The organism is Ruegeria sp. CJ2, from assembly GCF_056536745.1.
On the sequence record NZ_JBQFQF010000001.1, the window covers coordinates 380,082 to 394,730 of the forward strand.

Sequence of the window (14,649 nt, forward strand, 5' to 3'; positions counted from 1 at the left end):
AAACTGTTACGATCAGTGCATGACATTTATGACAGGATTCAGATACGCGTGCGTTGGGTTGTTGTTGGCGACTCCGGTTTATGCCAAGTCGCCAATTGCTGAGGTGATCTGTGAACCGACGCCTAAAATGCATGACAAGCTTCTTCGTCAGTTCGGGGCCAAGCGGCACGCAACCGGTTTGCGCGGACCCGAACAGTTGATGGAAGTTTGGACCAGCAAGTCAGGTGACTGGACTATGGTCGTCACCTATTCAACGGGCACGTCCTGCATCGTTGCAATGGGACAAGACTGGCACAATCGTGCCGAAGAAAAACCGGCCCGAGGATAAGGTCGCACACCCTAAGTGGCGGACAACGGCTGGAAATTAGCCGTTGGCCTGTTTTTAGGTCCCGCAGTTACGGGGAAATTTAAAGCGGCTTCAAATCAGCAGCCATTTGGCGGCCATCACGTCCGTCTTGCAGTTCGTACGAGATTTTCTGATTGTCAGCGAGCCCGGTCAGACCGGACCGTTCTACGGCCGAGATATGAACAAATACGTCCTTGCCGCCCTCATCAGGGGCAATAAACCCATAGCCTTTAGTGGTATTAAACCATTTCACGGTGCCAGTTGGCATTTCCCGTGTCTCCTTCTACTTACACGTTGTCCCACAAATTGGTGGGGGTAGTGATTGACGCCACCGCAACACATCACCGCCTCGCCCACACGCCACGGCCCGGATTGCGCATTTCGTCTTTTTCAACATTGCACGGTGAAGTAAAAAATCAAGAATTACCGAGAGAAGCGGGCGAAAATGCTAAAAATTGGCTCAAAATCAGGAGTTGCCTAAAAATGCGCCTTTTTGGTCTAAAGACATGTGATACCTGCCGTAAGGCTTTGAAATTACTTCCTTCTGCCGAATTCGTTGATGTTCGCAGCCAAGGCGTGCCTGAATCTGTGCTGTCTGAGGCGTTCGATATTTTCGGCGGTGGTTTGCTCAATACACGGTCAACCACATGGCGTGGTCTGGACGAAGAGCAACGCGCGCGACCTCCGTTGGAGCTGATACAGGATCACCCGACCCTGATGAAACGCCCATTGATCGAACGGGATGGCGCGCTTTTTCTGGGCTGGACAGCGGAAACAAGGACAGCACTTGGCGTTTCCTGAATGCGTACCTATCTGCTTTGACGCAAGAATGAGGACGAAAAATGCGTAATGCAGCGATGATACTGGGTGTGATTGCCGGGCTGATCGGTATGATTGTCGGCTTTTTTGGCTATGGATATGTAGAGCTGATTGACCGGTTCGGCGAAGTCGAAGGGCTGGCCGAGCAGGTAGAAAACGCTCAACTCATCCAAACCATGTCCATCATCGCGCCGTTGCTGGCAATCGCAGGTGGGGCCATGGCCCATGCGCGGGCATTGTTTGGTGGGGTCTTACTGCTGATTTCCGCGGCGGGCATGTACTATGCGTTCGGCTTTAACGCCTTTACCATGTTCCCAGTGGCATTTGCGGCGGTGGCAGGGCTCCTTGGGCTGGCCGCGGGTAAACCGGACGAGCCCAAGGCGCATTTCTAAATCACTTCAGGCGCAGGAGACGATCGAGCGAGATCGGACCCGCGCCGTTGATGACGATCACCAGGAACAGAAACGTCCACATGACGCGCTGATCCATCAGCGTGATGGCGTTGTCGAACAGACCGCCCAGTTTCACACCGTGGCCGGTGACGTCGACAATGGTTTGCACCCACACAAACCCGATCATGGCCAGCGCCGCGACCCGTGTCAGCAATCCAACCAGCAACAAGACCGGCAGAACAAACTCGGCCACGGTGCCAAAGAAGATCACGATGCGCTGGAAGAAGGTCATCTGGGTAACATCGTACAAGACAGCCTCGGCCGCCTTGGGGAAAATCTGACCGAACGCACCAGCGGAAGCTGAGAAAATGGAGCCATCAATTTTCAGCGTTGCGGAGTTCCAATAATAGACAAACAAAACAGCTACAAAAACCAACCGTGCAAGCGTCGGGGTCAGCCAGTTGGCTGAGCTGTCCAGCCGTCCCAGAACGTTGTTGTGTAGAGAGATCAGGGCAGTCATTGTGCCAGCCTTTCGATAGTCACAGAAGAAATGGCGCCACCTTGCAGCAGCAGCGCCAGAGTGGTCCCGAGATCAAACTCAGGTGTGGTTGCAGACGTGTTTTCAAAAGCCTGACCAATGGTCAAACCTGTCATCATGTCTGCAATCCAATCCGCGCCACCTGCGGGCAGCAAATGCGGAGCGGGATCGTATTCTGGTCGCGTGACCAATACATCTTCGCCGACGGCCTGAGGCTTCGGCGCATTGTCTTGTGTGTTGAAGCGCCAGATCGAGAAAACTGGCCATTCGGACCGGATGATCTGCATCGAAGGCGCGAATTCCAGTTTCGCCTGCATGACCTCTTCGGGGGAAACGGCCAGCGCCTCGGCATCGACTGCCGTGCTGTCAGCTGCATGGTAAGAACGGCGCAGAGCCAGCTCTAACCGGGCAACATCCGCGAGGTATCCAAGATGCGCCAACTGCTCCATTCCGGTCAGGAACTGGGGAAACTCCTCGCCATAGAACATCATCAGCGGGGTTGTTGGCGGGTGCTGGCGCAGGAATATCCCGGACAGCCCGTCCATGTTCTGCGTCCCGAGCAGCTTGGTGATCACCGGGAAAGCCTGATGCATCGCCTCGGTCAGCGAAACAGCCACATTGTTGCGATACACGCTGAAGCGGCGGCCAGCAGGTTGATCGGAGGAATCCACCAAACCGTCTGGAACTGCCTTGGACGGGTCCAACAAGGCAGTATGGAATGCGGTCTGAGACACACTCATGCCGGAATGCGGTCCAATGCCGCCTGTGCCCGATCCGCTTCGGCCCTCAAGACGGGCCAGTCGGGTACGTCTGTATCCCATTCGATCAGAACGGGTTTTGGTCCTGATTTCTCAAGCACATAGTCCAGTAGCGTCCAGACAGGGTCTACAACCTCGCGCCCGTGGCTGTCGATCAGCAAGGGGCGACCGTGGTCATCTTCGTCTTCGTCATGACCGCCCAGATGAATTTCGCCCACCTTGTCCAGCGGATAGGCGTCGATATAGCCCTGCGGCGAGAAGTCCAGATTGGTGGCCGAGACGAACACATTGTTCACGTCCAGCAACAGACCGCATCCGGTGCGCCGGGTGATTTCGGCCAAAAACTCGGGCTCGGACCAAGTGCTTTCCTCGAAGGCGAGGTAACTGGACGGGTTTTCCAGCAGCATCTGCCGGCCGACGACCTCTTGCACCTGATCAATATGCTCGCAAATCCGGGCAAGGGTTTGGTCGGTATAGGGCAGGGGCAGCAGGTCGTTCAGGAAATGGCTGTCATGGGTCGACCAAGCCAGATGTTCCGAGAAACTGGCGGGGTTGAGCCAGCCGACAAGGTGCTTCAGACGGGCCAGATGATCAGGGACCAGCGGAGCTTCCCCCCCGATGGACAGGCCAACGCCGTGAACTGAAATGGGGAATTGTTCCGAAAGGTGACGAAGCTGCGCAAGCGGTCTGCCGCCGTCTCCCATGTAGTTCTCGGCATGAACCTCAAGCCAGGCAACCGGGTTCGCGTTTTCGATGATCTCGGCGAAGTGCTGGGGTTTGTAGCCGACGCCCGGTGCCGAAGGCAGTCTGTTCGATCGGATTGCATTGTCCAGCATGAGAGTATTCCCCGGTCACGAAAAAGAGGCGGGCGATATGGCCCGCCCCCAAATTCTTCTAGGCTCAGGCTTATGCCGGCAGGTCGCGTTCCAGCGGATCCAGCGAGCCTTTGCGGTCCGAACCGTCAGCCGATTTCGGCAGTTCGATATCAGCGCAGGTGCCAGCATCGACAAGTGTCCATGCGTTGCCCTGATAATCTACGGTCGACGTACCGGCGCAGGTGGTGCCGGGGCCCGCAGCGCAATCGTTTTCACCAGCCAGCGAAACGCCATAGCATTTTTCTTTGGCTTGCGCGGTTGCGGTGGTTGCCATGCCAGATACTGCTGCTGCAACGGCACTTGCGATAACGAGGGATTTAGCGGTGTTCGACATCTCGGTAATCCTTTTGATGACTGCGTATGTCTGTGTTTAACAATGACAAAGGTAGTGGCTTGGAGGGCCCAGTTAAATTCACGAGCCCGTGTCTCACAACCCCGTCAGGCAGTGTCATGCCCTCTTGCAGGTTAACATATTGTTTTTGAAATCGAAAAAGGAAAATATTTCAATCCGGCCCCTGTATCGGGGCCGGATGAGGGGCAAATAATTGCCGAATGTTACAGCAGATCGGGCGGAGTCGCTGCCTTGGACAGCTCAATTGTTACAGTCTCAAGTGACTGTACCTGCGTTTGTTTCTCGCCAAGACGACGGACACTGACCGTGCGTTCGTCAACTTCACGGTGACCGACGGCGAGGATGACGGGTACTTTACCGACCGAATGCTCGCGGACCTTGTAGTTGATCTTTTCGTTGCGAATATCAGCCTCGGCCCGAACGCCCGCGGCCTTGAGGGTTTCAACAACCTCCAGAACATACGCGTCGGCTTCGGACGTAATCGACGCAACAACGACCTGACGCGGAGCCAGCCAGAACGGAAGCTTACCGGCGTGTTCTTCGATCAGGATGCCGATGAAGCGTTCAAACGAGCCAAGGCAGGCGCGGTGCAGCATGACGGGGCGGTGCTTGGCGCCGTCGGCTCCGATATAGGTGGCGTCCAACCGCTCGGGCAGGACGAAGTCCACCTGGAAAGTCCCGCATTGCCAGTCGCGCCCAATCGCGTCGGTCAGCACGAATTCCAGTTTAGGCCCATAGAACGCGCCCTCGCCGGGATTCAGTTCGGGCTCGACACCTGCCGCGCGGGTCGCGGTGAGCAGGGCTTCTTCTGCCTTGTCCCAAACCTCATCCGAGCCGGAACGCTGCTCGGGCCGATCCGAGAACTTGACCTTGAAGCTTTCAAACCCGAGGTCTTGGTAGACATCCGTCAGAAACCCGATGAAACGGGCGCATTCGTCACCGATCTGATCCTCGGTCGAGAAGATATGCGCGTCGTCCTGAGCAAACCCGCGCACGCGCATGATCCCGTGCAGGGCCCCCGACGGCTCGTATCGCGCGCAGGAGCCAAACTCGGCCATACGCAGAGGCAGGTCGCGATAGGATTTCAAACCCTGCTTGAATATCTCGACGTGACAGGGGCAGTTCATCGGTTTGAGCGCATTGACCGCTTTTTCGCGGGCATGTTCCTCGTCAACTTCGACGATGAACATGTTTTCCTGATACTTGTCCCAGTGTCCCGAACGCTCCCACAACTTGCGGTCCACGACCTGCGGCGTGTTGACTTCGACATAGCCCCCGCGATGTTGAGCGCGGCGCATATAGTCCTGTAGCTGCGTGTAGATGGTCCAGCCGTTGGGGTGCCAAAAGATCTGACCCGGAGCTTCTTCCTGCATGTGGAACAGGTCCATCTCGCGGCCCAGTTTGCGGTGGTCACGCTTGGCGGCCTCTTCCAGCATGTGCAGGTGGGCTTTCAGCTTTTCCTTGCCGGTGAAGGCCACACCATAGATACGCTGAAGCATGGCGCGGTCGCTGTCGCCGCGCCAATAGGCACCGGCAATGGACATCAGCTTGAACGCGTCGCCGGGCAGTTGACCGGTATGCTGCAGGTGCGGACCGCGGCACAGGTCCTGCCAATGGCCGTGCCAATACATGCGCAGCGGCTCGTCGCCCGGAATGGCTTCGATCAGTTCGACCTTATAGGGTTCATTATTGGCCTTGTAGAAGTCGATGGCGCGGTCGCGGTCCCAGACCTCGGTCGTGACGGGGTCGCGTTTATTGATGATCTCTTTCATCTTTTTCTCGATGAGGCCGAGATCTTCGGGCGTGAAGGGTTCCTCGCGGTCGAAGTCATAGTACCAGCCGTTGTCGATCACGGGGCCGATGGTGACTTTGGTCGCGGGCCAGATTTCCTGCACGGCCCGGGCCATGACATGCGCCAGATCGTGGCGGATCAGCTCATTGGCCTGCGCTTCATCCTTCATGGTGTGGATGGCGATTTGCGCGTCGGCTTCGATGGGCCACTGAAGGTCCCAGTGCTGGCCGTTTACCGTGGCCGAGATCGCTTTTTTCGCCAGCGAAGTCGAAATATCGGCAGCCACCTGCGCGGGTGTGACGCCTGCGTCATAGCTGCGTGCATTGCCATCGGGAAAGGTGAGAGAGACGGATTTTGAATCCAGGGCCATTGTCGGCTCTCCTCGTCGGTTTGGCGCCCACTGAACGCCCGGTTGCGGGTATCGCCATTTAAGGTTCTGAAAACAGTAATTTTTCTGGACGTTTCGGCGTCACTCGTCACTGTTTTGTGGCTTTTGGCGACAATAAAGCCACGACGCGTCTCATATAGCGATTGTCTGGGCGGTGCAATCACTGTCATGCACCGTATGGCCCGCCCTCCTGTAAGTCGCCGAACACTGCCCATGCCTCGTGGCAGGCGTTTGCTAGTAGTTTGTCATCCTCGGGAATGCTGCTCTTGAAATTGGGGTAGGACATGTGATTGCCCAAGTTCATCAGCACGGTCACGAGGTGGTTGCGTGGAATGAACGCACGGAAACGATAGTCGCCGCTCGGTGTTTCGATCACCTCGCCGTCCATACCATAATCGCGCAGAAGTTCGGCGTCCTGAGCGCGGCGGAACCGCAGACAGACGCGAGAACCGATGTTCGGCCCGCTGGTCTTGCCGTCCTCATCCTTTGCAACGGCAGAGAAAAAGCCCGAACCCTCGGGCGTCGAGAATGCTACCCACATATGCAGGTCCTCCTAATTTTTTGGAAAAGGGCGCCTTCGATATCAAATACAATATAGGGTCGTCAACTCGAGGCGGCTTACGTGTGCGGGCGCATGGCCTGTAGGCACAAACCCAAACCTCTAAACCCGGCAGTAGCTACGTGATGGTTGGAGACTATTCGTCGTCATCCAGTTTTGACTCGATCCTTTTCTGCTGCGCCAATCTCTCTGGAAGACGATCGCTGATATCTTTGAGACGCTGTGTTGGATTGACGCTCATGCCGACTGTTCCGCTGTGGGTATGGGTGATGCTAACGCCATCAGCGCGTCCGAATGCTCGGTCCTGAGCTAAGGCCAGCAAGGCAATTTGTTCTTTCCCCGAAAGTTTTCCTGATACAAATTCACCATTCTCATCCCGGCGATTGAAGAGTTCGTCCATCGACAACAGATCGTTCATGCGTTTCACAGCGATCTCGCCGTTCGACTGGATCAACTTTCTTGTCTCGGGATCCAGTTTAGGTCGTCCACCGGGATTACCAGAATGACCGGGCTTGAAGAGAGGTGTTGGCACAGTGGACTCCTCTGTTCTCAGAAGGTGAAGACACCAAGAGATATGTATATCTTTTGTATAGCATAATGGATGCCAAATTGCGATCATTTGCGCACTCTATAGACGCACCAGGCAAGGCCGCATTTATGTCTCTCTCAATTTTCCTAGGGAAGCTGTACAAATGCATTCAGGATTAGCGTAGCCGTGGCTTTCGTCATCGTGGGCTGAACTGTTGTTCGCCATCTATTTATCCGAGAGGCTGAGGTAAGTGAGGCAGATTAATGTGTAACCTCTATTCGAATACGACCCCGGCAGATGCGATGCGGCAGCTATTCGACGTCGCTGTAGAAAAAGACAGGCTCGGAAACGCGGAACCGCTTCCAGCAATCTACCCAAAGCACATGGCGCCCATCGTCAGGAAAGACGAAGACGGGGCGCGTGAACTCGTGTCTCTGTCCTGGGGGTTTCGAACGACCAAGAAATCAAAAAAAACTGGCGCCATCCTGCAACCTCATGCCTGGAACAATGCGCGGGACGACAAGGTCCTGAAGAGCGGGCTGTGGAAGAACAGCTTCGAAGAGCGCCGTTGTCTCGTACCTGCAAGTTCGTTCTGCGAGGCGCAAGGGCGCAATCCAGCCACATACCACTGGTTCGCGCTCAAGGGCTCCGGGGCTCGCCCACCATTTGCGTTTGCCGAGATGTGGCAAGTATCGCGATACGATGGCAAAGAAGGGCGAGAAGAGGTTCCAGCATACACAGTGATAACCACCTCAGCGAATGACATTGTGCGTCCAATACATCCGCAGAGAATGCCAGTCATACTCCGTCCTAGTGATTATGAGGCCTGGTTGGGTGGCAGCGCCGCGGAGGCCTTTGAACTGCTAAAGCCCTATGCCTCAGATGAGATGGATATCGTCAGATCGGGCGTAGGAGAAAAGTCTGACACTTGTCTTTGAACGGCACGGTGTTGGAGAGAGTTCACGTCAATGAATGTCCGCTTACCATCTCGCCTCAGACTTCCGACGATTTTTGTCAGATGACTGCACCGAGCCCGAAGCGGACGTTCAACTGAACTTTGGTCGCTGGCGTATTCTCCGTATAGCGAACTCGACTAGAGCAATCAGCAAGGCGGTAAACACAATCGTCGAAAAGAAAGCCTTGCTCACCGACGCCAAACTTGCCGCTGTAACCAGTGCTTCGGGAACGCCAAGACCGGCATTTAGCATCCAGACGATCAACCCATTCTCAGCATAGTCCGCGATTGCCGCAAGATAAGCTACAGCGGCAACGGCTCGATACCATCGAGCAGTCGAGCCAAAGGATTGCGCCAACCAATAAAGCGAGCTGGCGCTCGAAATCGCCAATATAGCCGGGTACACCGTGTCCAGTGGAATTTGCATGGTAAGATAAACTCGTCGTCCTTCTTCTCCGAGTGCGGAAATGAGTGCCAAGGCATCAGCGTAGGAATAGCCGTTTGGTCGCAAGTCAAATGCCCTAACCCCGGTGATCCGTTCAATATCTGCAAGCGGACCGAAGACCATAAGAAAGTAAACGAGCATCGCGGCGCACCAGAACAGCAGCATTCGTGAACCATGATGTGGGTAGGGAAGTGAGTTATTCATAGATTTTCTCCAACTTTGACGATGCTGGACTATCAGTGCGCGGCCGGTTCAAGCATTATCATTTGATAACGTGAGTTAGGGGCGCGTAGAGTGGAAATTCATCTGAAAACCATCGAAGAATTCATGATGGAACTCCCGGACAAAGATCGGGAGACACTGGTAAATGCATTCGAAATACGTAACTGGCCAATCGGAACTTACATGTCGAGCCAAGGTGAGCGAGACGAGAATGAGTATTTCCTACTAAGTGGACGTGCGCGAAGCGTAGTCACCGATGCCGATGGTACGGAGGTAACCCTGAACCTGTACGCCGCTCCAATGGTGATAACGCCCAACATGGCCAGAACATCAGATGGATGTTCGTTGGTGGATATTGAGATTTTGGACGACGCCGTTGCTGCGACAATGCCAGCTGCGCAGTTGATGGACCTAATGGTAAATTTCCAAAGCATACGCGAATGAGGTAATAACTTGATGCGCGAGGAGTTGACCCGCAAAGTTGGACGCGAGTGGTGCCTTGCAGCATTGAGCGCGCGGCAACGTTTAGAGTGGTTTCGAAAGGTACACCCGGGGTATGAAGCGCTGTTTGCTCATTTCCACATTGCTTCATACCTGGGAATGACACCCGTCACATTGAGCAGAGCTCGTAATAGGTGATTTCAGTCAATTATTCTTAGGCGAAGGCGGTCGTAGTTCGGAACCATTCACTTGCTAGCAATGGCGGTTTTGTCCGCATAACGGTCACTGATGCACTGCGCAGCGAAGGTCCGGATAGAGCCCGAAGCAGACCTTCTCGACCAGTAGACCACGCCGTTGCAGCATTACTGCTCGTTAACCGGAGCGCCGCGGCGCAGATTAAAGACCAAACACTCATGCCGGCTGCGGCGAAATTCGGAGGCACTACGTCTCCATCGCGGACAAAACACTCGCTGTCTCTGGGGCCGCTGCATGGACTAAACCCACTCGATCGGATTCGTCTTTAACACCGCAGCGAATAAGCCGTCGTTGCGCGAAACAGCGGCTCACTGTAGACTTCAAACAGGGGAGGTAGATCCATGCGTTGGATTATTACCATCTTTACAACGGCATTCTTTATGCTTGGGCCCGCTCAAGCAGGCCAGTTATTCGATGCAGCAAAGCAGGGTGATACAGCGACCGTTAAGGCTCTGTTGGAAAGCGGTATCTCGGTTGATGAGCGGGGGCCGAACAAGGCTACGCCCTTGATCGCTGCTTCGTTGGCGGGAAACACCGAAACCGCTGCGGCTCTGATCGAAGCAGGGGCTGACGTGATGGCGCGTAACCACAGCGGCTTCACTCCACTTCACGCGGCTGCCTTCGGCGGTAAGATTGAGACAGCGCAGCTGCTTCTCGCTAAAGGCGCAGACGTGAATGGACGCATCAACAGGGCCGAAAAGTCACCCATCTTCATGGCGGCCGATGAGGGTCATATCGAGATGATCGAGCTACTACTCGACAACGGTGCGGATATTGTGACACTCGATAACGATGGCTTTTCGGTTCTAATCCGAACGATGTTCCGGAAACACTATGATATCGTTGGGCTGCTGAAGCAGAACGGAGCCACATGCCCCCCGCCAGACGCCTTCGGCCCGGAATTTCACCGCCTGTGTTTGGAGGCAGGCACATAAGGTAAGGTCAAAAAATGAACATTCGACTTCTGATGAGCGGGCTGGTTATTGCAGGCATGACCACGAGTGCGCTGGCGGATGAGCCCATCAACACTGGGCCTTTCGGCGATGTTGCAATCAAAGGTTATGATACTGTTGCCTATTTCACCGAAAGCCGAGCGGTAAAGGGGTCAAGTGAGTTCGCATATGATTGGCTTGGCACGCCGTGGCACTTCAACAGCGCGGAGAACCGCGAACTGTTTAAGTCTGACCCAACCAAATACGCTCCGCAATACGGCGGGTATTGCACATTGGGTGTCGGCCTTGGGGCCAACGCGTCTGAAAATATCGACCCAGTAAATTCCTGGCGGATCATCGATGGGAAGCTTTACTTTATATCGGACCCGACCGGAGCAGAAATGCTTGACCACCCAGAAGGGGAGGCGGTGATCGCCAAGGCGGATGCGAATTGGGAGAAGACCAAGCCGCTGGCAGCCAAGGATTACTCCAACTGACGCGCACCTCGGATGATGGTCATCCGCCAGGTCTAAAGTGAAACAGAATATGCGGGTTGATGTAGCTGTAAGGCGCGCTCGCCCCTACCTCTTCTTCGGCATTTTTGTAGACCATGCCACAAGCCGGGCGACCAAGCGAAAGACCGGGTTGTTGCAAGCACAATGTGTCATCTTTCACAAATGCCGATCCAGTGACAAACAATGTGGATGCGCGCAAGGCCATACTTCCGTTCTCTGAAATCTGCATCAAGCCGGGTCCGCGGCCCTCGAAGTTTCCCTGCCATACGTTGCCATCGATCAGAGCGGTAACCGCGTCGGCAGATAGCTTTTCGCGCGCGCCAGGTTGAAAGTCGAAGGGCCATTCCTGCACGCCCGCAGTCAACATTGCATCAATGATCCGATCGAGTTCTTCCTGCTTCCGAAAATGCGCAAACAAGACCTTGTAGAGTTGCGCCGAAGTATGCGGAGCAAATTCGGCCACCTCGTCTGCAGTTGCTTGCGCCTTTTGCGTCTGGCCAGCCTCTCCATAGGCGGCAGCGAGGATGTTAAAGTAGTCTTCAATACCTTGAGAATTGCCTTTTATCTCCTCAAGGATTTCGACGGCACGTTGGGGACGCCCTGTCAGAATATAGGACAAGCTTGCGATCTGACGTGCATAGCCCGGCAATAGTGGGTTGAGACGCAGAGCCGTTTCGAAATTCTCGATCGCCTCTTCATGTCGTCCGTAGAATGTTTGCGCAAAGCTCAGCGCAAGATAGGCAGATGCTTCACCGGGGGCCTTCTCGACAGAAAGCTGCGCCGAGCGCATCGCTTCCTCATACCTTCGATCCACAGTCTGCAACTCGCTTAATACTGCAAAAGGCATCGCCGCATCGGGATCAATTTCTAAGGCACGACCGGCATGTTCGTAGGCGCGTTTCCGGGCGACCGGAAAGGGCAGCACATCGTCATAGTTGCGGCGCATGATCAATGCCTCGGTGCGGGCCTGTGCCGCGAATGCCCTGGCAAAAGTCGGGTCGATTGCGGTTGCTTCCGAATAGAGGCTCAACGCTTCGCGCAGCTTGGGCCGAAAGCCGCTGCGAGCGGCTTCTTCGGCTCTGAGAAAGAAGTCATATGCTTCCAGATCCGTTGTAGGTAGGCGTTCGATCCGCTCCTTTTCAGACACACTCACATCCACACCAAGTTGATCAATGATCTCGTTTATCAGGCCAGCCTCCATGGAGAAAATATCGGCTTCGTCTCGCTCCAACCGCTCGGCCCATACTGTCTGCCCGCTGCTCACATCTGTCAGCCGCGCGTTGACCAAAAGCCGAGTTCCCGCTCTGCGCACGCTGCCTTCGAGAACATAGCCCACCCCCAACTCGCGACCGATGGACCTGCTGTCGATTGTCCGGTCTCGATAGGAAAACGCGGTGTTGCTGCCGATCACCATCAGCCCGGCGACTTTCGAGAAATCTGTAATCAGATCGTCCGTGAGCCCATCTGCGATGTAGCGTTCCGCGTCTGGCAGCCCGAGGTTTTCAAAGGGCAACACGACGAGAGAAGGCAGCCCGTCCTCTGCCGCGATGATTTCACTTTCAGCGCCGCCGAAAAGGGCAACTATGCCATCACGCAATATAAAAGCGGCACCTGAAAGAACCGCTATTACGGCCACCGCCGTGACAGCGCCTCGAATTTTGAAGCGAGACAGTGAAGTGTATTTCGAGCCATCCGGGTCCGCCATCCGAAATACCGTGAGAGGCTCAGGTATGTTTTTGACCCGGTGGACTCCCGCAGATTCAAATGGCTTACTGACTTTGCCGCGCGTGTGTTCGTAAACCTCGCGCGAGATGCAGATGCCTCCGGGCGTAGCTAAGGGTTCCAGGCGCGCCGCAATGTTAACACCGTCTCCGTAAATGTCGTCGCCATCGATGATTAGATCTCCCAGGTTGATACCAATCCGCAATTCGATACGCTGGTGGGGATCAATGGTGTCGTTTCTGTCCTTAACCGCCTCTTGTATCTGGATCGCAGCCTCGACTGCATCAACAACGCTTGCAAATTCGGCCAGCAGTCCGTCGCCGATAAGCTTGACGATCCGCCCGTTCTTTTCATCTATCAAACGGGTGAGGATGTCTTGGCGCACCGTGGTCAAACGTTCGAAAGTGCCCACCTCATCCTCGGCCATCATACGGCTGAAACCGACTACGTCTGCGGCGAATATGGCGGCAAGCCTGCGTTCCAAGGTTTGCCCCTCTCCTCCAAAATGCGGGCAGTACTGCGAAGTTAACACTAAAAAAAACGTGACGGAAACTGCGCTCGCTAAAAATATTTGGCTGGGCGGGTGCTTGTCTTTCAAAGGTACAGTGGCGCAACAAGCCAGTTGCCTCCGCAGCAGCATAAGGCAGCTTGCTCCGCATTTGAAACAATGTATCCGAGCGAAGCGAACGGCCTGATAAATTTTTGGCCTTTATGCATGATTTGAACGTCCGGTATCGAGAAATCGTGCTGCCCGTCGCGGGCGATACCGTGACACTGTCGAGCAATCGATTTGATTTCCGCTGCGCCAGCATCGGGCGGCTTCGTCCGCAGAGCAGACATTCGCCGCGATTGAGTGAATGACTGCTTCGAGCCCAATGCGGAACAAGTGCAGCGACAAAGCACTGGACGCGAAGATTGTATGACCACGTTGTTTTACGCCCTAGACTTAATCGCACAAATCCGAAGCTTCTATTGAATTCTGGGGCTTCCGTTTAAACTTGCACTGCGTGGAAGATAAATCAGGTTTTTCGGTTTGCTTCAGTACAGGAAGGCTTCGATACGTTTTGAACCAAAAACTCAACCCTACTATTTTCTTGCTTCGCCATGGTGAAACCGAATGGAATTTTCAAAAACGACGTCAAGGTCGGCAGAATTCGCCCTTGACCAAGCGAGGGGTCGCTCAGGCAGTGGCGAGTGCAAAAAGACTAAGGCACCGCCTATGCAGCCGTCACCCTCTGACGGTATTTTCAAGCCCACTTGGTCGAGCGGCACAGACGGCTTCCATCGTTGTCGAGGAACTTGGCCTCCCCCCGGAAGCCATCGAGTATGAAACCAGTTTGATGGAATGCAGTTTCGGGCGATGGGAAGGCTTGGCGGAAAACGAGATCAAAAGACGATTTCCCCAAGAATGGGAGGCGCGTTGCGCTGACCGTTGGAACTGTTCCGCACCGGGCGGAGAGTCTTATGCTGACGTACATGACCGGGTTTCTTCTTGGTATTCCAGCAAGTCTTTTGAGGGGGCTGTCATAGTTGTTGGCCACGGCTTAACCCTGCGCGTCTTTCGAGGGATTTACTTGAACTTGCCTTCAGAAGAGGTTTTTGAATTGAACGAACCTCAAGATGGTTTCATCGAGTTGCGATGCGGACATTCAACCTTCGTTGAAAACTGAGGCTTTGATGTTTGGCGCTCGTCCCAAGAGATCAGATTTCCGCTGGTTTCAAGCCTAGATAGCAATTTCTGAATGAAAGGGTTAGGTCGGTTTTCCAGAGCAAAGTAGCTATCGACCTGAGTCTGGATAAAGTACGCGGTATCG

At 54.8% G+C, this 14,649-nt stretch carries 18 protein-coding genes; 8 read left to right on the top strand and 10 right to left on the bottom strand.

The genetic code is table 11. The annotated features are described in order from the left end of the window. Window positions 1-28 precede the first annotated feature (28 nt). A complete protein-coding gene (locus ACR0MS_RS01890; RefSeq protein ID WP_480568353.1) occupies window positions 29-328 on the top strand; it encodes a hypothetical protein in 300 nt (99 codons plus the stop codon). 79 nt (window positions 329-407) lie between these two features. Here ACR0MS_RS01890 and ACR0MS_RS01895 read toward each other — a convergent pair whose 3' ends face one another. Continuing rightward, window positions 408-614 carry a cold-shock protein gene (locus ACR0MS_RS01895; RefSeq protein WP_170382500.1) on the bottom strand — a complete coding sequence of 69 codons (207 nt, stop codon included), beginning with the start codon at window positions 612-614 and terminating at the stop codon, window positions 408-410. A 215-nt stretch (window positions 615-829) separates the two neighbouring features. On the opposite strand from ACR0MS_RS01895, the gene ACR0MS_RS01900 reads away from it, so the two are divergent. Continuing rightward, window positions 830-1,147, top strand: coding sequence for an ArsC/Spx/MgsR family protein (locus tag ACR0MS_RS01900; RefSeq protein ID WP_480568608.1), 318 nt, complete (start codon window positions 830-832; stop codon window positions 1,145-1,147). A gap of 41 nt (window positions 1,148-1,188) precedes the next feature. After that, window positions 1,189-1,557 (top strand): hypothetical protein, encoded by a 369-nt coding sequence (locus ACR0MS_RS01905; RefSeq protein ID WP_480568356.1) that lies wholly within the window; start codon window positions 1,189-1,191, stop codon window positions 1,555-1,557. Between the two features lies 1 nt (window position 1,558). Here the strand turns inward: ACR0MS_RS01905 and ACR0MS_RS01910 are convergent, their stop codons facing one another. From ACR0MS_RS01910 to ACR0MS_RS01940, 7 genes are all read right to left on the bottom strand, one after another. Further along, the gene (locus ACR0MS_RS01910) at window positions 1,559-2,077 is read right to left on the bottom strand and encodes a hypothetical protein (protein WP_480568358.1); all 519 of its coding nucleotides are present in this window, start codon (window positions 2,075-2,077) and stop codon (window positions 1,559-1,561) included. Next, window positions 2,074-2,835 (bottom strand): HvfC/BufC family peptide modification chaperone, encoded by a 762-nt coding sequence (locus tag ACR0MS_RS01915; protein WP_480568361.1) that lies wholly within the window; start codon window positions 2,833-2,835, stop codon window positions 2,074-2,076. Before ACR0MS_RS01915 ends, ACR0MS_RS01910 begins: the two co-directional genes overlap by 4 nt. Then, a complete protein-coding gene (bufB, locus tag ACR0MS_RS01920; protein ID WP_480568364.1) occupies window positions 2,832-3,689 on the bottom strand; it encodes an MNIO family bufferin maturase in 858 nt (285 codons plus the stop codon). The genes ACR0MS_RS01915 and bufB overlap by 4 nt, the downstream gene beginning before the upstream one ends. Before the next feature lie 70 nt (window positions 3,690-3,759). Further along, window positions 3,760-4,062 carry a BufA1 family periplasmic bufferin-type metallophore gene (locus ACR0MS_RS01925; RefSeq protein WP_480568367.1) on the bottom strand — a complete coding sequence of 101 codons (303 nt, stop codon included), beginning with the start codon at window positions 4,060-4,062 and terminating at the stop codon, window positions 3,760-3,762. 221 nt (window positions 4,063-4,283) lie between these two features. Beyond that, the gene (thrS, locus tag ACR0MS_RS01930; protein ID WP_480568370.1) at window positions 4,284-6,242 is read right to left on the bottom strand and encodes a threonine--tRNA ligase; all 1,959 of its coding nucleotides are present in this window, start codon (window positions 6,240-6,242) and stop codon (window positions 4,284-4,286) included. Between the two features lie 184 nt (window positions 6,243-6,426). Further along, window positions 6,427-6,801 carry a hypothetical protein gene (locus ACR0MS_RS01935; protein WP_353390392.1) on the bottom strand — a complete coding sequence of 125 codons (375 nt, stop codon included), beginning with the start codon at window positions 6,799-6,801 and terminating at the stop codon, window positions 6,427-6,429. A gap of 154 nt (window positions 6,802-6,955) precedes the next feature. After that, the gene (locus ACR0MS_RS01940) at window positions 6,956-7,351 is read right to left on the bottom strand and encodes a hypothetical protein (protein ID WP_353390390.1); all 396 of its coding nucleotides are present in this window, start codon (window positions 7,349-7,351) and stop codon (window positions 6,956-6,958) included. A 260-nt stretch (window positions 7,352-7,611) separates the two neighbouring features. Between ACR0MS_RS01940 and ACR0MS_RS01945 the strand changes: the two genes are divergently transcribed. Continuing rightward, entirely contained in the window at window positions 7,612-8,286 is a 675-nt protein-coding gene (locus ACR0MS_RS01945; RefSeq protein WP_480568373.1) for an SOS response-associated peptidase, read from the top strand. Window positions 8,287-8,394: 108 nt separating this feature from the next. Here the strand turns inward: ACR0MS_RS01945 and ACR0MS_RS01950 are convergent, their stop codons facing one another. Continuing rightward, entirely contained in the window at window positions 8,395-8,952 is a 558-nt protein-coding gene (locus ACR0MS_RS01950; protein WP_480568376.1) for a hypothetical protein, read from the bottom strand. Between the two features lie 90 nt (window positions 8,953-9,042). On the opposite strand from ACR0MS_RS01950, the gene ACR0MS_RS01955 reads away from it, so the two are divergent. The 3 genes from ACR0MS_RS01955 to ACR0MS_RS01965 all read left to right on the top strand — a co-directional run bounded on the left by ACR0MS_RS01955 (window position 9,043) and on the right by ACR0MS_RS01965 (window position 11,095). Further along, window positions 9,043-9,414, top strand: coding sequence for a Crp/Fnr family transcriptional regulator (locus tag ACR0MS_RS01955; RefSeq protein ID WP_480568379.1), 372 nt, complete (start codon window positions 9,043-9,045; stop codon window positions 9,412-9,414). A 593-nt stretch (window positions 9,415-10,007) separates the two neighbouring features. Further along, the gene (locus tag ACR0MS_RS01960) at window positions 10,008-10,601 is read left to right on the top strand and encodes an ankyrin repeat domain-containing protein (RefSeq protein ID WP_480568382.1); all 594 of its coding nucleotides are present in this window, start codon (window positions 10,008-10,010) and stop codon (window positions 10,599-10,601) included. Between the two features lie 14 nt (window positions 10,602-10,615). Continuing rightward, window positions 10,616-11,095, top strand: a complete 480-nt coding sequence (locus ACR0MS_RS01965) for a YHS domain-containing (seleno)protein (RefSeq protein ID WP_170752043.1) — start codon at window positions 10,616-10,618, stop codon at window positions 11,093-11,095. 19 nt (window positions 11,096-11,114) lie between these two features. Here the strand turns inward: ACR0MS_RS01965 and ACR0MS_RS01970 are convergent, their stop codons facing one another. Further along, window positions 11,115-13,475 (bottom strand): adenylate/guanylate cyclase domain-containing protein, encoded by a 2,361-nt coding sequence (locus ACR0MS_RS01970; RefSeq protein WP_480568387.1) that lies wholly within the window; start codon window positions 13,473-13,475, stop codon window positions 11,115-11,117. A 424-nt stretch (window positions 13,476-13,899) separates the two neighbouring features. Here ACR0MS_RS01970 and ACR0MS_RS01975 point away from each other — a divergent pair, with 424 nt between their 5' ends. Beyond that, window positions 13,900-14,505, top strand: a complete 606-nt coding sequence (locus ACR0MS_RS01975) for a histidine phosphatase family protein (RefSeq protein ID WP_353390383.1) — start codon at window positions 13,900-13,902, stop codon at window positions 14,503-14,505. Window positions 14,506-14,649 lie beyond the last annotated feature (144 nt).